The 20,430-nt window shown below is 41.5% G+C and carries 15 protein-coding genes; 6 read left to right on the forward strand and 9 right to left on the reverse strand.

What is annotated here, in order from left to right; all coding sequences use genetic code 11:
• Positions 1–825 precede the first annotated feature (825 nt).
• Together RMX98_RS01770 and RMX98_RS01775 are read right to left on the reverse strand one after the other, a co-directional pair.
• Positions 826–1,872: a DUF1611 domain-containing protein gene (locus RMX98_RS01770; protein WP_322680597.1), complete on the reverse strand. Its 1,047-nt coding sequence runs from the start codon at positions 1,870–1,872 to the stop codon at positions 826–828.
• Positions 1,856–2,908, reverse strand: a complete 1,053-nt coding sequence (locus RMX98_RS01775; protein WP_322680596.1) for a dipeptide epimerase — start codon at positions 2,906–2,908, stop codon at positions 1,856–1,858. The genes RMX98_RS01770 and RMX98_RS01775 overlap by 17 nt, the downstream gene beginning before the upstream one ends.
• Before the next feature lie 125 nt (positions 2,909–3,033).
• Here RMX98_RS01775 and RMX98_RS01780 point away from each other — a divergent pair, with 125 nt between their 5' ends.
• Positions 3,034–3,585, forward strand: a complete 552-nt coding sequence (locus RMX98_RS01780; protein ID WP_322680595.1) for an NUDIX hydrolase — start codon at positions 3,034–3,036, stop codon at positions 3,583–3,585.
• A 35-nt stretch (positions 3,586–3,620) separates the two neighbouring features.
• Here the strand turns inward: RMX98_RS01780 and RMX98_RS01785 are convergent, their stop codons facing one another.
• The 5 genes from RMX98_RS01785 to RMX98_RS01805 all read right to left on the reverse strand — a co-directional run bounded on the left by RMX98_RS01785 (position 3,621) and on the right by RMX98_RS01805 (position 11,187).
• Positions 3,621–4,790: a Wadjet anti-phage system protein JetD domain-containing protein gene (locus RMX98_RS01785; RefSeq protein WP_322680594.1), complete on the reverse strand. Its 1,170-nt coding sequence runs from the start codon at positions 4,788–4,790 to the stop codon at positions 3,621–3,623.
• On the reverse strand, positions 4,783–8,142 hold the full coding sequence (locus RMX98_RS01790) for an ATP-binding protein (RefSeq protein WP_322680593.1): 3,360 nt from the start codon (positions 8,140–8,142) through the stop codon (positions 4,783–4,785). Before RMX98_RS01790 ends, RMX98_RS01785 begins: the two co-directional genes overlap by 8 nt.
• Complete coding sequence (locus RMX98_RS01795) at positions 8,120–8,698, reverse strand: DUF4194 domain-containing protein (protein WP_322680592.1); 579 nt, start codon at positions 8,696–8,698, stop codon at positions 8,120–8,122. Before RMX98_RS01795 ends, RMX98_RS01790 begins: the two co-directional genes overlap by 23 nt.
• 11 nt (positions 8,699–8,709) lie before the next feature.
• Complete coding sequence (locus tag RMX98_RS01800; protein WP_322680591.1) at positions 8,710–10,158, reverse strand: DUF3375 domain-containing protein; 1,449 nt, start codon at positions 10,156–10,158, stop codon at positions 8,710–8,712.
• Positions 10,159–10,263: 105 nt separating this feature from the next.
• Positions 10,264–11,187, reverse strand: a complete 924-nt coding sequence (locus RMX98_RS01805) for a nucleoside hydrolase (RefSeq protein WP_322680590.1) — start codon at positions 11,185–11,187, stop codon at positions 10,264–10,266.
• A 14-nt stretch (positions 11,188–11,201) separates the two neighbouring features.
• Between RMX98_RS01805 and RMX98_RS01810 the strand changes: the two genes are divergently transcribed.
• The gene (locus RMX98_RS01810) at positions 11,202–11,633 is read left to right on the forward strand and encodes a nucleoside deaminase (RefSeq protein WP_322680589.1); all 432 of its coding nucleotides are present in this window, start codon (positions 11,202–11,204) and stop codon (positions 11,631–11,633) included.
• 63 nt (positions 11,634–11,696) lie between these two features.
• On the opposite strand, the gene rbsK is transcribed toward RMX98_RS01810, so the two are convergent.
• Complete coding sequence (rbsK, locus tag RMX98_RS01815; protein WP_322680588.1) at positions 11,697–12,623, reverse strand: ribokinase; 927 nt, start codon at positions 12,621–12,623, stop codon at positions 11,697–11,699.
• A gap of 325 nt (positions 12,624–12,948) precedes the next feature.
• Here rbsK and RMX98_RS01820 point away from each other — a divergent pair, with 325 nt between their 5' ends.
• From RMX98_RS01820 to RMX98_RS01835, 4 genes are all read left to right on the forward strand, one after another.
• A complete protein-coding gene (locus RMX98_RS01820) occupies positions 12,949–14,826 on the forward strand; it encodes an NAD(P)H-quinone oxidoreductase subunit F (protein WP_322680587.1) in 1,878 nt (625 codons plus the stop codon).
• A 51-nt stretch (positions 14,827–14,877) separates the two neighbouring features.
• Positions 14,878–15,591 (forward strand): carbonic anhydrase, encoded by a 714-nt coding sequence (locus tag RMX98_RS01825; protein WP_322680586.1) that lies wholly within the window; start codon positions 14,878–14,880, stop codon positions 15,589–15,591.
• Between the two features lie 116 nt (positions 15,592–15,707).
• On the forward strand, positions 15,708–17,204 hold the full coding sequence (locus tag RMX98_RS01830; protein ID WP_322680585.1) for an NADH-quinone oxidoreductase subunit M: 1,497 nt from the start codon (positions 15,708–15,710) through the stop codon (positions 17,202–17,204).
• 99 nt (positions 17,205–17,303) lie between these two features.
• A complete protein-coding gene (locus tag RMX98_RS01835) occupies positions 17,304–18,611 on the forward strand; it encodes a CO2 hydration protein (protein WP_322680584.1) in 1,308 nt (435 codons plus the stop codon).
• A gap of 91 nt (positions 18,612–18,702) precedes the next feature.
• Here the strand turns inward: RMX98_RS01835 and RMX98_RS01840 are convergent, their stop codons facing one another.
• A complete protein-coding gene (locus RMX98_RS01840; RefSeq protein ID WP_322680583.1) occupies positions 18,703–19,920 on the reverse strand; it encodes a glutathione S-transferase family protein in 1,218 nt (405 codons plus the stop codon).
• Positions 19,921–20,430 lie beyond the last annotated feature (510 nt).

A 20,430-nucleotide genomic window follows, 5' to 3' on the forward strand; every position in this document is an offset into this window, starting at 1 on the left:
AAATCTCATCTCTAGCGTAGAATCTTTGGAGTTTTTTAGGAACTTGCTTCAAATTGCAAAGAAAGGCAGAGGGCAGAACGCTTTTATGAAAGGAGCATCAATAAAAATTTTAGTTCTAGGTTATTGCCCAGTTTAAAAAAAGAATTAGACCCGAAAAACTTGGTTGTCATTGATGAAATGGGTGTAATACTCAGGTTTAACACGAACTCATGCTATAGCAATCCGGTTTGATGACTGAAATCACTTGGCTTAATAGGCAAGAGGATTTCCGAAGATTAAGGTATACCGAATTTTTTCAGAAATCAAATATGAGTCCTATAGAAGTCCTTGTGGGCTGTATAGTGTATGGTTTAAAACCATTTTATAGAGCAATACAGTTCAGATAAGCCCAAAATCCAGATGTAGAGACGCGATTTATCGCGTCTTAAAAGAGCAATGATCTACATCAATAAGCCTTAACTGAACCCTATTGTTTTATCGAGGTGCGAAAGTAACGGTTATTGGAGCAATAAGTTTAAAAAAAGTTTTAGCTGTCATGACGATGAATGGCTCAATGGATGGAAATGCGATCGCTTCTATTTGTAGATGTAATACCAATTTTAAAAAAGAATGCGACAGATACATACTCCCAAACCTTTGTTCTGTCTAGCTTCCCTAATTTTGAATTTTGAATTTTGAATTTTGAATTGGTATAACTATATCCTGTCTGCTTTATTAAGTGCAGCTTCATAGAGAATTGATATTACTTCTTTTGTTGTGCTACTTCTTCCGGTGTTGGAAGCAGTTCTCCTGAAGGAGTTCAGCGTTAAAACATTTTTAAAAAACCTAATTTTTCATCACCGCATCCAAAAGCACATTGGCATCAAAGCGGACTACATCAGTGCAAGGTAGCCCCGTTTCTGCTATTGTTTGAGCGATGCTTTCCTGAGCCGCAGATTCATCTAAATGGGCTGTGTTCAGTGCTATACCCGCTACAGAAACACTTCCAAAAGCACCACCAGCATTAGCAACAGTTTCATAAAGCCGAATCACCTCTGATAAAGGTGGAATTATGACATGGGGATGATTGCGTACATGAACTTGTCCCGCCCGATGTACTAACAGCAGTTGGGTTGGTTGCGAACCACGGATTAGGGGTAGAGTTGCTGTTGAACCAGGGTGTAGCAGCGAACCTTGTCCTTCAATATGCAAGATGTCGTAGTTTTTCCCATAGCGCATAACAATCTGTTCTACAGCACCAGCGGCAAAATCTACCCGCACGGCATCTAAAGCCACACCATCTCCTTCTAACATCATCCCAGTTTGCCCTGTGGCGAGGAATTTAGAACGCCAGCCCCGCAGTTTTGACGCCCAATGTAACTCTAGACTAGTTGACATTTTACCGATCGCCATATCGGTTCCCACTGTCAACACCCGCCGACAGGGAAGAGTACGTGCCATTCCACTAGCAACGCTGATATTAGACGGCTCTTTTCGGACATCCCAAATTAGTTGCCCTGGTTTAAGTAGTGCATTTAATTCTGGGATACTTGCCATTGGTGTATGTAAACCATTTACCAAAGACATTCCTGTTTCTAGAGCATCTTTGATTTCCAGCCAGTAATCATCTGGTACAGCACCACCACTAGGGGCAATGCCAATTACTAAAACTTCCGGCTGATACTCTAGGGCTGCGGCTACCGATGCCACAATCGGCACATCACGCTTGATACCTGTTAATTCTGGTAGGGATTTACCAGCACACTCGCGATCGATTACGGCTACGATTGGGGCTTCACTGTAACGTAAAATTGCTAACCCTGTTTTGCCTTGAGTCCCAGTAATTCCTTCATGTAGCAAGATAGCTACTCGTTGATTAAATGGTAGACGCACTGTGTTTTACTCCCAAACCTGATAAATCGTTTGGCAAAACTCTTCCTTCTTTTAGCAATGCACCTGTAAAAGGGTCATCAATTAAGTTCAGGTGACTATCTAAATCTAAATAATCAGCTAGTGGTGCTAGCTGTAATGCTGCTGTATTAGCTAGCAAACTGTCAGAATAGCAACCGAACATTACTTGCAACCGATATGCTCGTGCTGTATGTACCATTCGCATTGCCTCTGTTAGCCCCCCTGATTTCATTAGTTTGATATTAATGCCATCCACGTAATTTGCCAAATCGGGAATATCAGCGCTGGTGAAACAACTTTCATCGACAAAGATAGGCAAGGGAGAATGTTGTTTGAGTTTTGCTAAACTTGGTTCTTCTCCCCGTGGCAATGGCTGTTCTACATACTTTATACCCAAATCTGCCAGCCAATTGCACATGGCGATCGCATTTTCTAAACTCCAACCCCCATTGGCATCAACGAAAAATTCTAGTTCGGGTGCTTCTTCTCGCACTGCTAAGAGCATTTTTTGATCTGCATCTATGCCATCTGGATTGCCTAGCTTCACCTTGAAAAGACGGACATCTGTAAATTGTAACCAGTCTCGCGCTCTGGCTCTAGCGCCTTCAGGCGAATTAATCCCAATTGTGACAGAAGTCGGGACTATTTGATTGCGATCGAGTCCCCAAAGTTGCCACAAAGGTAAACCTACGCGCTTACCCAACCAGTCGTGCATTGCCATATCCAAGGCAGCTCTTGCAGCAGAAGGAACCTGGTTTTGTATTAAAACTTGCTCAATTTCCTGACGTTGTAAGGGGCTGAATGTTTGCAACAGTGGCACAACTTGCTGTAGTGCGTCTTTGATTGCATCAGTTGATTGCCGATGATTACCTACACCAAATGGCGATGCTTCCCCCCAGCCTTCAATATCATCATATAAAATCTTCACCCACACATTCGTTGTCTGTGCCGTTGTGCCCCGACTAATAGTCAACGGAAATCTCTTATTTACTGTAAATAAATTTACATTTATTTTCATCTTTTTTATACATGTTATGATATTGCCATCAGTGTAAATTCAAAGTTTAGATCATCGGATACATCTGTTATACTTTTTTACATTCATTGCTTGATGACTGAAGTTTTTATACATTATTTTTATTTATGAATGACTTAAAAAAATGGAAGATTTTGAGATCAAAAATGGTCTTAGATCATTATTGGTGTAAGGTGAGGCAAGATGAAATAGAATTACCGAGTGGTAAAATTATAGATGATTATTTTGTCAGTATTAAGCCTGACGTTGCGATGGTTTTACCTATCACTAGTAATAGAGAAATTATTTTTGTCCGGCAATATAGACACGCAGTAGGTGAATTTTTCTTGGAACTGCCAGCAGGGAATTTCGACCCAACAAAAGAAAGTCCAGAAATAGCAGCAATTAGAGAACTGAGAGAAGAGACTGGTTATATTCCCCAAGAATTTAAAAAAATTGGAACTTTATACGATAAGCCGAGTAAAGATACCAATAAAATACATTTATTTTTAGCAGAAAATACGAGCAAAGTTGGAGAGCAACAACTAGATATTACAGAAGAGATTGAAGTGGGATTAATTCCTGTAGAATCAGTTTTAGATAAAATTGCCCAAGGTGAAATTTCTGTGGCGGGAACTATTGCGGCTATTCTCTTAGGTTTAAAGTTTATCAGTTGTTAATATGAAAGTAGATTTTTAGTATTTTGCTCACTGCTTCAGTCAGGTATACTAACACACGAACCCTGTATATATTTATAGGCGTAATATTGACTAATATGTTCTTGTTCTAAGCGTTTATTGCGAATACAGAGATAGGAATATAAATCTTGTTCTTCAGAAGTGAGATAAAGTAAGTTTTCGGCAGTTGATTCTGCAACAGCAACAGCAAATTCTTTAAAAGTTTCAAACGTTTTTACATCCATCATTATGGAAATAGTTTGAGGGAAATAAGAGCGGAGTTGAGACAGGATCTTAAATCCATCAGTATCCAAATCACCCCAGTAAAAGATGGGACAATATGCCAGCCACTTTACAGATTTCAATGTTTGAATAGCATATCCACTACCAAATAGCGCAAAGCTGTTTTCTAAAGCAGGTAGGTTTAGAAAACTCATCAAGTTTTCAGTAATAAAGAAGCGATGCCCTTTTAAATTAAGCTGTTTGAATTCAGAAATAGGGGTACTTATGTCGGAAAGCAGAAATTCATAGTTAGCTTTTAATGCTTGATCTAAAATCCTCAACCGGATGAGAGGCTCACGATACCTAAGAGAGAATCGCTTTTCAAAAGTACATTCTTTCTCACCTTCTATTGAGCCAAGCAGTTCAGCAGGTAGAATAGCTTCTAAAAGATTACGGAGGATACCCTTATTCTGCTCAATAAATTTAGTGTCAATCTGAATAGGCAATTCTCGAATATAAAGATGAGGTTGTGGATTACATTGAAAGTATCGACAAACCTTTAGTAAATCACTCCAGCGATCACTATATTCAATCACTTTCAGAGGGTTGCGATCAAGCCAGCAATTCAGTTCAGGAACTTCTGAGCGAATTAATTCTATATCTGCCTTGAATTTTAAGAATTCTTTCTGCTTTTTTAGTAGTTTTAAATAGTCCTGTTCTGTGTCTATAGTAATGCGTTGAGGCAAAGACTGCTGTCCAAGCTTATGGAGCTTGCGAGTTTTCAGTTCAACTGTGTAGCCATAGCCTAAATCCTGTTTAGACTTGCTGATTAACTGAGTAACAGCTTCTCGTAAAGCAAGATAATCTTTAGGAAGAGAACCAATTGAAAACTCGATTGGAAAAAAGTTATCTTCTGTAATCACTGAACTGAGAAACGATGGATAAAGACGTTCAGCTTTTTGTAGAATTTGAACAGGACTAATCATGATTTTGACTTAAGGGAAGCTGGCGCTTTTGCCGATATTTCTCAATTGAGATAGGAGTAATACTGGAGAAGTTACCTTCAAGTGTATTAGATACAAAATGAAGACTAGAAATGTATGACTCAATTACATTAATTTTATCCTTGGGAGTGACGACCAATAGTTGAAGGTTCAGGTTTCTAAATAGTTCCATTGCATAACGAGCATTATTGTCATCTGATTTACTAAATGCTTCGTCAATGACCACAAACCGGAAGGATTTATTTTTTGCAGTGTCTTGATTTAAACCAAACTGATAAGCGATCGCTGATGCCAGAATAGTGTATGCTAATTTCACTTTCTGCCCACCAGATTTTCCTGATGAGTCGGTGTGATGTTCTTTTTCGATATTGTCTGAACGATAGCGTTCAATTACTGAAAAATCTAGCCAATTTCGGACATCTGTTACTAAGTTTGTCCAACGTTGCTCCTGTGATTGGAACCTTTCAATGAGACGAGTTTGAATATTGTGAAAACGTTGCTCGTTGTCTTCAGCAGTTTGGTGAGCAACATCACCCAAGCAAATGTTTAAATCTTGCTTAAAATCTCGAATTTCCCGATTACGGCTTGGTTCATAACACAACTCGATGTAGGTAGAACCTGTGTAATCAACTTGTCGTAAAGATTTATTTAGCTCATCAATATTTTCCTGTATTTCTTCTTCTTGTTTCTCCAATTGCCCCTTAAACCCTACAATTGCTTCAATAACTTTCCCAGTCATCAAACGCTTAAACCGTTCTTCGTAACGAGGTAAATCATCATGCTCAATTTGAGTCTTTAGCTTAATATATTCGCCTAAAAAATCAAGCGTTGTTGCCAGTTCTACTGTTATTTCAGGAAAAGCATTCTTAAAGTTAAGCATTCGTATAGTTAAGGCGCTACGGCAGTCATCCTGTTGTCGCTCTCTTTGGCGAAGTTCTTGCTCAAGGTATTTTTGCAAGTCTGACTCATCTTGAGCGATCGCTTCTAGTGTCATCGTGTACTGCCTAAGTTTTACCGCCATACGCGTCGCAAATTCATCAATGTCTGAGACAGCAACAGATTGAAGTTTAATTTGACATTTGTTTTGCTCATTTTTGGCTTGGTGTTGCCGAGTTTCATAAGTCTGAATTTCTCGAATCAAAGCTTCGCGTCGTTGTTCAACTTGGGCTATTTCTTCCTGGGTTGACTGAAGTTGAGCTTTTAATTGTTTAAGATGGTCAGAACTGGCTTCTAGCTGCTGCTTTTGTTTCTGTCGGTTCTGACACTCTAATTCAACCGATCGCCAATCAATTTCGCTGAAGTCGGTAAATCTCATGAAATTTTCCAGCGAGGATGTTTGCTGACGGCGCTTTTTAAGCTGACTATTTAGCGATTGAATTTCTTTCTCAATTTGAGCAAGTTGTTTATTAAACTGAATTAAGTCAATTTCTAGCGCGTTGATTTTGCTGGCATTATTCCAACCCAGAATGTACTGGCTGCGATCGCTAATCCGAAATCGGTCATCTTTCTCGTGGCGTTCTTTGCCATGTTTCATCAGCCCAGTGCGAGTAATGGCGCGGATTTCATGCTGGAACTGTTCTTCATCGCAACAGACATAATTGAATTGGCGCACTAACTCATCGTGTAACCAATGGGAGAATCTGCCATTATCTTGCTTGATTTCTAACTTGTGGCGAACCTGACGGGGTTCGAGGGCGCGTTGTGTTGGATTGGGAGTTGAAGCAGTAACGCGATAGTAAACTAAACGTCCCTTCAGATCGGTCTGATTTACATAGGCATTAACTGCTTGATACTGTGCTTCAGGAACAAGAACAGATAAACCAAACCCTCCGAGTAGTCGCTCGATCGCACCTTCCCATTCCTGTGCTTCTTTGCGGATTTGCAAGAGTTCTCCGACAAATGGCAGATCGCTATCATCTAAGTTTAAGTCACGGGCAAGGCGATCGCGGATATCTAGATTCTTTTTAGGAATCTGACTCTTGCGACTGCGAAGCGATTCTAGCTCATCGTTGAGTTTAGCCTGCTGTTTTTGCAAATCACTGCGAAGCAAAATTTGTTGATCTCGTTGTGCTTCTAATTTTTGTAACGCTGTATCAATTTCGCGCTTAAGTTCTTCTCCTTGGGTTCTATTAGCGAAGAAAGTGGTGCTATCAGTGTACTGAGTAAGGTTCAAAAGTTGGGCGAGGCGATCGTAGTCCTCTGCCTGACGGCGTTTGGTCTTAACCTCATCCTGGCATTGCTTTATTTCCCGCGTTAGTTCCTGTAAGCGTTGCCCATCACTATCTTTATCGATGGCGGAGTATAACTGTTTATCTTGATCGCGCAGTTCTGATAAGCGGCGATCGCTTTCGACTCGTTGATGTTGCAACTGAGTCAAATGTTGTTCAATTTTTTGCAATTCTTGAGTTAACAAATCAAGTTTCTTACTAGCAAAGAAGGCAGGGGCAACGTCTTTAGATTCCTGATACTTTGCAACTTCTTTTTTCAGTTTTGTATATTTTTCTGCTTCTGCTGTCAGTGGCAAAAGTGCCTCTAACTGTTTTCGTGCATTCTGAATTGCAGTATGGGAAATAGTTAAATTCTCATAACTTTCTTGCAACTCACGGATTTTTGTTTGCACATCCGCTTTCTCTAACATGTGATTGCGAACAAAATCATTCAATCCACCAATCTCTTTGATACTGACTGTTTGATTGAATAAATCTAATGCTTTTTCAGATTCCAAACCAAAGCGTTTGCGAAACTGCTGACTATAGTCCACAAATTTATCAAACGTTTCTGCGCCGAGCGCTTTGAATTGTTTTTTTAAGTCTGCAATCCGAGTAAATTGGGTGAAATGGGAGGCGATTGTTAACTCGGCATCCGCAACAACAAAGAACTTTTTCACTGAGCCATCTTCCATCCATAGCACCTGTGCCAGCGTCACATCTTGTTTGCTCAGGCGATCGCTAAAATAGCCAAGCAACACCGAAGGCTTTCCTTTGTCTCGCAGTAATTTAGGTTTTGAGCCATAGGATTCTTCAGCACGAGTACGACCATAAGCTCCCTGAACATAGCTTTTCTCATTCCGCTCTTTTTTGCCAGTCATGCTGGAAGCTTGGTTATAATTCCGGCGTTGATTTGCAACAAGTAATGTCAGCAATCCATCTACCAACGTGGATTTTCCTGAGCCGTTTGCTCCTGTCAGCAAGGCAATATTTCCCTGCAAATCTAATACCCAAGGGCGTTGGTCAAAGGTTCCCCAATTCAGCACTTCAAGGCGTTGGAGGCAAAAACCTGCCAGCGCTTTGTCATTGAAATCATCCATTTGTTCAATCGGCAGGACGAGTTGCATAAGCCGCTAACTTTTGTTTCAGGAGTTCGAGGGTATCAGCATCAACTTTGGCTTTGAGGATGGGACGCACTTCGTAATTTTCATCTTGTCCAGATAGGCGTTTTAGGAATCCTAATTCCATCGCCTGCTTCACCAGTCCATCTACCTCGCGCCGAAATCTTTCCTCATTATTCCCTTCAGGTAGGTAGGGTTGTAACAAATCTCGGATTTTTTCTATACTAAGAACCAATCTTCCTGTAGCGTCGCTGGCATCGAACTGTCGCAGTTGCTCACGCAGCAATACGCATAAAATGGTGACATTAAAGCTCAACTTATGGCGGGCGGTTAGCCGGGGAAGAGCTTCAGATTGGTCTTCCGGGTCAGGATCGGGTTGTTCCAGGTAGGCAAATCCTTCAGTTTCGTAATGTCGGACTTGCAGACCAATCTTGCCAAAATATTCTTTAACTGGAGTTAAATAACTTTGCAATTGCTCCCAATGTGAATCATCACTGTAAATAGCTCCCCGCAAAAGTTTGAGAATGACGTGTGCATAGGGTAGAGGCGGTTGAGGTTGCATTTTTTGGGCAGTTAACGGTGAAAGATAACTTGTGGTAAGGTCAGCTGGAACTGCTTTTCTGGCTCCAGGCTGGTAATTACGATCGCTTCAATTGTACTGGTATTAATTAAATGGCGATCGGATTGAGTGGCGATCGCCAGATACGCAACAATCTCTGGTAATCCCTGCGTGACTGGATAGAGTTGGAGTAGTTCTGTCAGCAATATTTCTGTTCGCTGTTCGAGCGTTCGTTCAATGCGTTGTACCAAGGTCTCCTCATCTACATAAAACTGTTGATAAAGTGCAGTAATTTCCTCATCCAGCATCACTTCTGGTAAATCACTGAAATCCATTGAGAATGTCGGCATTTCTGACTCCTCCAGGGGATGCAAAGGACGTGCCATCAACAGATTTACGGTTGGTTCGCCTTCTAATACCCAAAAATCTGGCTCTGCTGGCGCAAGAGTTGCAACTTGTAAGGCAAGGCGTTGCACTTCAGTAATCAGTTCAGCCACACGTCGATTTTCCATGAGATTACGTTCATCTAACATCTGACGTAGTTTTTCTGCCAGTCGATGATTGGATTGCACGATGTATTCTCCTCTATCAATCAAAATGCGCTCAATCCGACGCAGTAATCCATACTCCTGAGTTAATGGCTGCAATTCTTCCAGAGTATAAATCTTTTGAATCAGAGATTTTAGTTCCTGTCGGTTACTGGTTGACATCAGGAAATTCCAGAATGCATAGAAACTGCGCCCTTGCTCAGAATCTTTCAATTCCTGATCTGCATCCAGCACTCGACTGATTACTGATCCTTTGCGAGTATCTTGCTGAAGTTGCGCTTCTTGTACGGTACGAGTTAAATTGCGAAATTTTTGCTCAACTGCACTAAAATCTGCGATTAACTGAGTGGTGACTTGGTTTGCCAGACGAAAACGTTCTTGCAGTTGTGTCGGGTTGTAAGGATCAACCACTCCTGTCTGACGAATCTGGTCAATTTCTTGTTGAATGCGATCGCGATCCTGTTCCAGTTGAGTAATTCGTGTCTCAATGTCCGTAGTACTGCGATCGCGAATTTCCTTTAATAGTGAGAAAATTTGCAAGAAGCGAGATTCAGTTCCCACAAACTCTTCTCGCTGCTTCAGGTCTTCTAACCACGCGATCGCTTTCTCAGCAGCCGGAGTTAGTGTAAATACTGGATCATCACTGCTGTTAAACGTTTTCCTCAAAAGCTGGTCATCACACCATTGGCTGAGATATTGTTTAGGCGATCGACGATCAAAATCTGGATAAATGTCTTGCAGAAACTCCAGATAGTTACCCAGTTTAGTTTCTAACTCTTCTTGAGTAATAGAAATGCGCTGAGTTACCTTAAACTGGTTGTAAAAAAAACTCAGAATTAGAGCGGCGTTATCGCTTCGTAAAAGCTTCAAGGTAGCGGAGTTTTTTAATTCATACTTAATTTGCTCATATTCCATAGTAGTTGTTTATCATAAAGTAAAGCAGAGTTAAGAAAAGACAATGCAACCAACTATAGTCGTAATTTCTCAACACAGCTAACTTTTAAGTTTAATTTTTAGTTTTTATCTTGCCCATTGCTGCAAGATGTAAGCATAAAAAGCCTCTTTATCTACTTTATCCATCGCATAAATTTTCCGACCACCAGGAACTACTTTAGTACGTCCCTGACTAAGACCAGTGGTGATGATTTCTGTTTCCCACTCGTGCAATTGATAAAATTCTGGATGTCCCAGATAAGCTGTTGCTAGGACATCCCAAAAATAATAATCTTGGGGGATAACTAGTGCATAACATTGTCCGGCTAAATCAGAGATGGGATAGTGGCGTTGCCGTCCCATTTTGTATACTAACTCCGATGTAACTGGGACATTGTTAGTCAAATCCAAAGGACACATAATAATTTCAATTTGGGTTTGCCATACCCGCGCTGCTGAAACCGCATCCCAATAAACATTCCATTCGGCGGAACCATCTTGTCCTGCTTCCAGGCTTTTTTCCACATTGCCAGCAACATTTAACGCTCCCCCCATCCAGACAATTTTGTGAATCTTGGCTTCAATGTCTGGTGCTTTGTCTAAAGCTGCGGCTACCGTGGTCAAAGGGCCAGTTACCATCAATGTTACGGGGCTTAATGCGTCACGTAACACCTGTATCATAAAATCTTGACCTGTTTCGGTAAGCAAAGGCGTAGTGATGGTTTCCCTTTGATTGAGAATGGGGAGATGGTCAACGATAAACGAATCACGGCGATAGAGAGTAGGAAATGGATTGATACCGCGCACAGTGCTTTCTGCTACCGGGATATGAGAAAATCCCATCAAATCGATAATTTTACGTGTGGCGCTAACAGCTGGTTGAACATAACAATCTGCTGGAGTGACGACAACACCAAGGAGTTCAATATGATCCATCGTCAACAGCAGCATAGTTGCTAAATAATCATCTACACCGCCATCATGATCCATTAATACAAGTTGTTTTGACATAAAAGGAGAATTATATGGATGAATTTATGGAAGTTGCTATTCAAGAAGCAAAACAAGGCAGACAAGAAGGTGGAATTCCTATTGGTTCGGTTCTCGTCAAGGATGGCAAAATTCTCGGCAGAGGACATAATAAACGCGTGCAAGATGCCGATCCTGTTACTCACGCCGAAATCGATTGTCTCCGCAATGCTGGAAGAGTTGGCAGTTATAGAGGGACAACACTCTATTCAACTTTAATGCCGTGTTACCTCTGCGCTGGGGCAGTGGTACAATTTGGCATTAAAAAAGTCATTGCTGGAGAATCCAAAACTTTTCCTGGTGCTAAAGAATTTATGGTATCTCACGGTGTGGATGTAATTGATCTTAATCTCGACGAATGCGAACAAATGATGAGTGAGTTTATTGAAACTAATCCTGACCTTTGGAATGAAGATATTGGTAAATAGGGATTAGGGATTGGGGAAAAACTTGCTGCAACTCCCTACTACAGAGGCGATTAGTCGCGGTCTCTACACTACTCCCCTTTCCTGAAGAAATGCATCAAATGTAACCCTATCTGGTAGCGAAGTTTGTGCGCCTGGTTTTGTCGCTGCTAAAGCACCTGCGGCTGCACCCCAAACAACTGCCTGATGCAAAGAAAGTCCTTCAAAAAGTGCCGCCGCTAAACCACCATTGAAAGCATCGCCAGCAGCTACTGTATCAACTACATGAACTGGAAATGCGGGTACAAAAAAGTTTTCCTCAGCAGTGGCACAAAAAACACCCTTAGAACCTAGTTTGACGATCGCACATTTCACACCCCGTTGCAACAAAACCGCAGCTGCTTTGGCGGCTTGTTTTTCTCCATCCACAGGAAAACCCACTAACTGAGCTGCTTCAACTTCATTGGGTGTAATAATGTCTACCAATAGATACAGATCATCTGGTAAATTCGATTGTGCGGGTGCTGGATCGAGAATTACTTTTATGTTTGCACGTCGTGCCACTTGAGCAGCAGCAACTACGGCAGTAAGCGGAATTTCTAGTTGTAAAAGTAGTGCTGTCGCTGACGGTAAAAAGTGGGATAGTCGCTCTACATCGTCTCGATCGACACGCCCATTTGCACCAGGAATGACGACGATTTGATTTTCACCAGTATGACTCACGGCGATCATCGCGACTCCAGAACTAACAGTTTCATCCACAAAAATCTTATCAGTCTGCACACCAGATGTTTGCAAATTGTTAACAAGTTCCGTACCAAAATCGTCTGCACCGACGCGCCCCACTATATAAGTAGAAATTCCTAATTTTGCTAATGCTACGGCTTGATTGGCTCCTTTACCTCCCGAAACTTTAAAAAAGTCTTCTCCTAGCAAAGTTTCTCCTGCAACTGGCAAGCGGGGTGTTATTGCTACCAAGTCTATATTGATGCTACCGAAGACGATAATGCTCATGATTCTGATTTCTATTCATAAAACTAATCATAACGATTGATGAATGCCACTCTCACTTCATAGATAACAATCCATAGCTATGATTCGTTAATTAAATAGTTGATTCTTATATAAGAATTAATTAGAGGAATCATCTTAGATTTATTTAGATAAAGTAATTCCATTTGGGCAGATATAACGGTAAGCTATTTTTAAGAAAATTAAATAAAGATAAATTTGGATTATGTGTGTAAGCGTAGCTTGTGATACACACTGCTGGGTATCAGGGATCAACGCTAGTTGATTCAAAACCCAAAATCTTTGATGAAAATATAGAGGTAAGTTCATGGCTCAGTTTCTACTTGAGACTGTTTGGCTAGTTCCGTGCTATGCCTTAATAGGTGGCTTGTTAGCCGTGCCTTGGTCGCCGGGGATCATTCGGAAAACAGGGCCAAGACCGGCAGGTTATGTCAACTTGGTGATGACATTTTTGGCGTTTGTACATAGTGCGATCAGTTTACAAGCAACTTGGAATCATCCACCCCAAGAAGTATTTATTCCTTGGTTGTCTACGGCTGGTTTAGACCTAACCATTGCTTTAGAAATTTCCTCAATTAGTGTTGGGGCTTTGGTTGTCATTACCGGTTTGAATTTGCTGGCGCAGATTTATGCGATCGGCTACATGGAGATGGATTGGGGTTGGGGACGCTTCTATTCTTTGTTGGGATTATTTGAAGCGGGACTATGTGCCCTTGTTCTGTGTAATAACTTGTTCTTCAGTTATGTAATTTTGGAAGTCCTGACGCTGGGAACCTATCTACTAGTCGGCTTATGGTTTAGCCAGCCTTTGGTAGTCTCAGGCGCAAGAGATGCTTTTTTAACCAAGCGGGTGGGAGACTTATTCTTGCTGATGGGCGTGTTGGCATTATGGCCTTTAGCTGGAACTTGGAATTATCCAGAATTAGCTGAATGGGCGGCTACTGCTAACGTCAACCCAATAACTATGGCACTCGTAGGTTTAGCCTTAATTGCTGGGCCAATGGGTAAATGTGCCCAGTTCCCCCTGCATCTGTGGTTGGATGAAGCGATGGAAGGCCCGGTTCCCAGTACAATTTTGCGGAACTCTGTAGTAGTAGCTAGTGGTGCATGGGTGCTGATTAAACTGCAACCTGTGTTAAGCCTGTCGCCCATAATTTCTTCCGCGATGGTAGTCATTGGGGTAGTGACAGCGCTAGGTGCTTCTTTAATTGCGATCGCTCAAATCGATCTTAAACGCTGCCAATCTTATTCTGTCAGCGCATACATGGGTTTAGTATTCATCGCTGTGGGAACGCAACAAGACGAAGCGGCGCTATTGTTAGTACTCACCCATGCCATATCCGCCGCCCTGTTGGTGATGAGTACTGGGGGAATTATCTGGAACAGCATCACCCAAGATGTCACCCAATTAGGCGGATTGTGGAAACGTCGCCCGATTTCTGCGATCGCTTTTATCATCGGGACTTTGGGATTAATTGGTTTTCCACCTTTAGGTAGCTTTTGGGCCTTGATGGAACTAGCAGATGGGTTGTGGGAAACGCAATCTTGGTTAGTGGGAGTAGTGATAGCGGTAAATGCTTTAACAGCCGTGAGTTTGACTAGAGAATTCAGTTTAATTTTTGGCGGTAAAGCTACACAAATGAGTGAGCGATCGCCTGAAGCCCACTGGCCAATGGTTATGCCAATGATGATTTTACTCGGTGTCAGTCTACATCTTCCTTTAGTGTTGCAAAGCTTATCACTTTTACCCGATTGGGTAAACCTAAATAAAGATGTCGCACTGCTTTTAATTTGGTCGAGTATTTTTGGTTGCAGTATAACTGGCGTGATTTATTTAGGCAATATTCCTAAACCGATTCGTTTGCCTTGGCAAGGTTTACAAGACTTAATCGCGTACGACTTTTACACCCCCAAACTCTATAAAATGACCATAATTTTTGGAGTTGCTAAAATTTCCCAACTTGCCGATATGATTGACCGCTTTGTAGTCGATGGCATCGTTAACTTCGTTGGTTTATTTTCGCTATTAGGTGGCGAAGGTCTCAAATACAGCACCTCAGGGCAAACCCAATTTTATGCCTTCACCGTCCTTTTAGGAGTGAGTCTTTTAGGAATGTGGGTAACTTGGCAATTTTGGGGAATGCAGTTTTTAAATTTGGTTTTTCAAATCTCGACACTTGGATAGCAGTAATTATCCTACTAAAAATCGAAAATTTAATATTGTGAGGAGAATTTCATGAGCATACAACGTCCCCAAATCAATGTTTCTAGAAGAGGTTTATTGAAGTTTGGTGCAGGTGCGATCGGTACAGGTGTATTGACAGCCGGACTTAGTTCTAACTTACTTGCAGCCGAAACAAAATCAGCTCCAGATGATCTTACACCTGACAAGGTATTGCAAGAGTTATTAGATGGAAACGATCGGTTTGTTAAAGCAAAACGTCGCAATCCTAACCAAAATCATTCACGTTTAGTCGAAGTTGCCAAAGGTCAAAAGCCCTTTGCTTCTATTCTTGGTTGTGCAGATTCACGAGTACCTTCAGAGATTGTTTTTGACCAAGGACTTGGAGATTTATTTGTCTGCCGGATAGCTGGTAATATTGCCACAACACAGCAAATTGGTAGTTTAGAATTTGGTAGCTTAGTATTAGGCACTAAAGTCATTATGGTAATGGGGCATGAAAGATGTGGTGCGGTACAAGCGGCGATGAAAGGCGATCCAGTACCTGGACAAATTGGAAGTTTGCTCGAAGCTATTAAACCAAGTGTAGAAAGCTCCAAAGATAAATCAGGAGATAAGTTAGAAAATGCTTGTAAAGCAAATATTTTGGCGCAAGTTGAAAAATTGAAATCATCAACAGTTTTATCTGAGTTAATCAAAGCAGAAAAGCTGAAAATAGTCGGTGGTTATTACGATTTAGATACTGGAAGAATCAGTCTAGTAAATTAGCTTTTTGTTCTTAATCTTGTTTCCAGGTTCTACCTGGAAATACACTTCATCGCAATTCTGCTACAAATTCCGAGGTATTGATAACAATTCCCCCTTTGATAAAATCCCAAACTACCATGTTAAGTGTTTTGATTTGGCTTCCAATTTTAACGGCTATTTTTATAGCAATATTACCTGCAAATATTCCTAAAAATCGCATTCGCTTAATAGCATTAATATTTTCGGGGATAGTTTTCCTTTGGAACCTTTTTATCCTGCTGAAATTTGATATTAGCAATCCAGGAATGCAATTTAAAGAGTATTTACCCTGGAATGAAACCCTTGGCTTGAGCTATCAATTAGGTGTTGATGGGCTTTCTATCTTGATGTTGGTGTTAAATAGCCTGCTCACCTGGATTGCTATTTGCAGCAGTAGTCAAGAAACTGAGCGTCCCCGACTATTCTACTCGATGATTTTATTAGTTAGCGGAGGAGTCGCAGGTGCTTTTCTCGCAGAGAATTTGCTGCTATTTTTCCTATTTTACGAACTAGAATTAATCCCCTTCTATTTACTAATTTCCATTTGGGGAGGGGCAAAACGGGGTTATGCTGGGATGAAATTCCTGATTTATACTGCTGTTTCAGGAGCCTTAATTCTGGCAACATTCTTGGGTATGGTGTGGCTGAGTGGTTCTACCAATTTTGCTTTTGATGCAGTCTCTACAGAAAATCTGTCAACAGCAAAACAAATCCTTTTACTAGCAGGAATAGTTTTAGGTTTTGGCATTAAAATTCCCTTAATTCCTTTCCATACTTGGCTACCTGATGCTTACGTTGAGGCTTCAGCACCAATTGCCATTCTTCTCGGTGGCGTGTTGGCAAAGCTAGGAACTTATGGATTGTTGCGATTTGGGTTGGGTATGTTTCCCCATGCTTGGAGTATTATTGCACCGACTCTGGCAATTTGGGGAGCAATTAGCGCCATCTATGGGGCAGTAATTGCGATCTCTCAAAAAGACATCAAGCGCATGGTAGCATACAGTTCCGTCGGTCACATGGGCTACATCTTACTAGCTGGTGCTGCTAGTACTCCTTTAGCACTCGTTGGTGCAGTCGCCCAAATGTTTAGCCACGGTATCATCCTGGCGATTCTTTTCCACTTGGTGGGAGTTGTAGAAGCCAAAGTCGGTACTCGCGAATTAGATAAACTCAATGGTTTGATGAGTCCTATACGCGGTTTACCCCTAATTAGCGCCTTACTAGTTTTAAGTGGAATGGCTAGTGCAGGTATTCCCGGTTTAACAGGATTTATCGCGGAATTTATCGTCTTTCAAGGTAGTTTCTCTGTCTTTCCCATTCCGACAATTTTGTGTGTAGTCGCTAGTGGATTAACCGCAGTTTATTTTGTCATCCTCCTCAACCGCACTTGTTTTGGCAGACTCGATAACTTAGCCTACTATCCCAAAGTCCTTTGGTCTGAGAAAATACCAGCTTTAATTTTGGCAGCTTTTATCATCTTTTTGGGAGTACAACCCACTTGGTTAGTACGTTGGAGTGAATCTACAACTACAACAATGGTGGCTGCAATTCCATCCTTAGAAAAAACCGTAATCTCTGAAGTCGCCCTGAAATAGAAAATACATCAAAACACTTGTAGAGACGGCGATTTATCCCGTCTCAAAACTTATCCCCCTAGATGCGATAAATCGCGTCTCTACCAATTTACGATTACCATGACAGCAATTAAAACAGCAATTAAATTACCTCCTTCTACTCACGAATTTGCCGATGTAATTCATCGCTTAGAAGCTGGCGGTGCAATGTTACCCGATACTCCAGAAAATTTGATGCAAATCATCGGTTTATACAAAGCTTATGCTGTACCGATGGATTTCTACTGGCGTGACCTACTTTATATTGCCGAACGCGAATTTTTAAACCCGCTTCCCTTCTTCAAATACTTCTTACCCAAAGAGTATTTAGAATTGCATAATCATTACGCTGGCGATGATGCCGATTTACGAATTTGGCGCGGCGAAGCTACTGCACATCCAGAACTTTTAGCATTTATCGAGAAAGGTGAAACTTTCAAAATGCCGAAGTTATTCCATCACTTGTTCCACGATCGCATTAACATGGAATTTGCGGAAGCTTGTATGCGGGCGATGTTGTGGCACAGAGGGATGGGTGGACAATTTGACCCTTACCTAGATTCTGAAGAATACAAAGCCAACGCCGACAGGGCAATTAAAGCTTACTTCCAAGGGAACCCCGTGATGCTGGGGCTTTACAAGCTGTTCCCCGATATGTTTTTGGAACAGTGCCGCCAGATGTCATACTACGCTAACCTGGGTTTATTCTGGGAAATCATGGCCCCAGTCTTCTTTGAAATGTCAGACCGCTATGACGAAGGTACTATTACCAGTGTCCCAGAGGCGATGAGTTTCATAGTTAATGGTATATTTGCGATCGCAGGTCGTCCGATTTACCATCACGTTTATATTCGTGGTGAATGCTACGAAATTATCCCCAAATCCAAGGGTTTCATGTGGCTATATGAAGCGGCATTACCTTATGTAGAAGCAGTTTTCTACCGCACTGCACCTTTCCGAGGGACAAAATCTTATAATGCTCAAGCACGTCAAGTACCGGCAGACCAGAAAGACTTTCACTTTGGTATTCTTTACGCTGATGTATTTCCAGTAGGTACTGCTGGCATTCCTCCGACATTATTAATGCAAGATATGTTGCATTTTTTGCCACCATATCTTGTTGATTACTACAGCCAACATTGCCGGGGTGAAGAAGATATGTTGATTCAGTTGGGAGTAAGTTTTCAACGCTCAATGTATTGTGTCACTTCTGCGGTAATTCAAGCTTTGCGAACCGCACTTTTATATCCTTTAGATGACCAAAATCCTAAGCATTTACAAGCTAATCGAGACTTTTTTGAAATGCAGCTAAATCGCTTTACCCGTGCTGACTACAACATTCGTGATGCTGCTCGTTTAGGAAGCATTCAAAGTCAAGATTATCGATAAAATATTTGCATCTAAAACTGTTGTAGAGACGTAGCAATGCTACGTCTCTACATTTTTTTGGAAATGACTTGGAAATGCGATCGCTAATAAACTAATAAAGAGATGCCAACACTTTATCTGCTGCTGCCCGGAATGCAGTTGCAGCACCAGCACTCATATCCCGTGGCGCACAGATGCGATTTCTTACATAAGCGAGTGTAATCGCACCAACCGCAGCCGCAGTCGGATCGGCATTGTCTTTACCACCCACGCGTCCCCACGGTAATGCTGCACCATTGCCATTGATGAGATAGTCCGCCAGCAATCTGAGATGAAAATCAACCGCCTCTTTAACGGCTGTTGTGTCGCCATTGACTGCTAATGCTTGCACCCCGGAATTTTTTAGGATGTCTCCTAAAGCAACTTCTCGGTTATCAGTCAGCCTCTCAGCCGCTTCTGCCCGAAATTGGATTTCTTGGCTAATAGCTGGGTCAGGGGGCAAAGGATTACCGATTGGTGTCACGCCCCATCGACGACGCAAAAGTAAATTGTTGGTGGTATCATCCGATTTGACGCGGTGATAGGCGGGACGTTGTTTGAGTGCTTCAAACCAAGCGTTGATCCGAGGATATCGGGGATTTCCCTTGAGATGATATCCCCGATAAACGGGTAAGTTAGCCGCCAATCTGTCTAAATGCGGACTATAGGTAATATCTACCACGCTAAATGTTGACAAAAAGTATGGGCCAGGATACTTTCCGAGAAGCTGCTCTAGTTCGTCTAATTTCGCTTCAAAAGCTGCCTGTAAGCTTGCTAATTCATCAGGATCTTCTGGGGCTTGTCTGAGAAATTTATAGGCAATATCTCTGACACCATTGGTTTCAGCATCCTCAAGCCACTGTCTAGCAACAGCGTTTTCCTCTGGGTCTTCAGGTAGCAAGGTTGGCCCAAATCGTTCTTCTAAGGCTAAGAGAATGTCTTTAGATTCATAAACTAACTTGTCCTCAATTTTCGCCGCCGGTACAAGGGTTGTGGGAACTAAATCTGTATACCATTTAGGCTTATTAGTCAAGTCGATAAACTCAGTTGCAAAAGGAATTTCTTTTTCTTCGAGAGCAAACCAAACCCGTTCGCAAAATGGACACCAAGAGTTAGTATCGCGGTAAAGCAGTACTAACGGTTCTGTATCTGGTGGCAGTTTATGGAGACTGCTAGGGATGGGAGCAGTAGAAGGAGATTGCCCTGGTCTACGCACCCGTCGAGCAGGGGTATTCTTTTGGGCAATTTCTAACAGTTGTTCCCAATTAGATACTGTGTCTTGAATTGACATATTTCACCTTAATTTAAGTTAACTTTATTTACACAAGTTAGTCAGTGATTGGAAGTGATATCAATACTGCTCGGTTAAAGGGAATTGGGTTTGGGGAAAAGGAGTATAAGGCTCGATATATAAGGTTTTTTCCCTTTTAACATGAGTCCCTTTCCCCCAAAACCCGATAAGTATTGGAAGTCAACACTTGTCGGGTTTTAGGGAAAAAGGGAAGGGGAAATGGGAAAGAAAAAACCTTTAACCTAAACCCAGTAACCTTTTCCCCTTACCCAATTCCGAGTTAAAAATGCACAAAGCGTGCAGTATTGTATTGGAAGTTATATCATTGACTATTTTTAAATAGATGACTAGCTGAATTTTTCAACTATGACCCTAAACTACTAAAAATCTATGTATTTGCCGGAGTTAATGGTGATTATCACATGAAAATAGTTTGAAAGCAAGATTTAATCTATCTATTGTTTGACTTATTTAAGCCGTAAAAATCAGAAAAATCTCTATCAATTCGAG

The organism is Nostoc sp. DedQUE02, from assembly GCF_034531035.1.
Lineage (GTDB): Bacteria > Cyanobacteriota > Cyanobacteriia > Cyanobacteriales > Nostocaceae > Nostoc.

Coding starts and splice junctions, on each gene's coding strand:
- RMX98_RS01775 (WP_322680596.1), bottom strand. CDS start 2,908: ATGAAAATAAATGTAAATTTATTTACAGTAAATAAGAGATTTCCGTTG.
- RMX98_RS01780 (WP_322680595.1), top strand. CDS start 3,034: ATGAATGACTTAAAAAAATGGAAGATTTTGAGATCAAAAATGGTCTTA.
- RMX98_RS01785 (WP_322680594.1), bottom strand. CDS start 4,790: ATGATTAGTCCTGTTCAAATTCTACAAAAAGCTGAACGTCTTTATCCA.
- RMX98_RS01790 (WP_322680593.1), bottom strand. CDS start 8,142: ATGCAACTCGTCCTGCCGATTGAACAAATGGATGATTTCAATGACAAA.
- RMX98_RS01795 (WP_322680592.1), bottom strand. CDS start 8,698: ATGCAACCTCAACCGCCTCTACCCTATGCACACGTCATTCTCAAACTT.
- RMX98_RS01800 (WP_322680591.1), bottom strand. CDS start 10,158: ATGGAATATGAGCAAATTAAGTATGAATTAAAAAACTCCGCTACCTTG.
- RMX98_RS01805 (WP_322680590.1), bottom strand. CDS start 11,187: ATGTCAAAACAACTTGTATTAATGGATCATGATGGCGGTGTAGATGAT.
- RMX98_RS01810 (WP_322680589.1), top strand. CDS start 11,202: ATGGATGAATTTATGGAAGTTGCTATTCAAGAAGCAAAACAAGGCAGA.
- rbsK (WP_322680588.1), bottom strand. CDS start 12,623: ATGAGCATTATCGTCTTCGGTAGCATCAATATAGACTTGGTAGCAATA.
- RMX98_RS01820 (WP_322680587.1), top strand. CDS start 12,949: ATGGCTCAGTTTCTACTTGAGACTGTTTGGCTAGTTCCGTGCTATGCC.
- RMX98_RS01825 (WP_322680586.1), top strand. CDS start 14,878: ATGAGCATACAACGTCCCCAAATCAATGTTTCTAGAAGAGGTTTATTG.
- RMX98_RS01830 (WP_322680585.1), top strand. CDS start 15,708: ATGTTAAGTGTTTTGATTTGGCTTCCAATTTTAACGGCTATTTTTATA.
- RMX98_RS01835 (WP_322680584.1), top strand. CDS start 17,304: ATGACAGCAATTAAAACAGCAATTAAATTACCTCCTTCTACTCACGAA.
- RMX98_RS01840 (WP_322680583.1), bottom strand. CDS start 19,920: ATGTCAATTCAAGACACAGTATCTAATTGGGAACAACTGTTAGAAATT.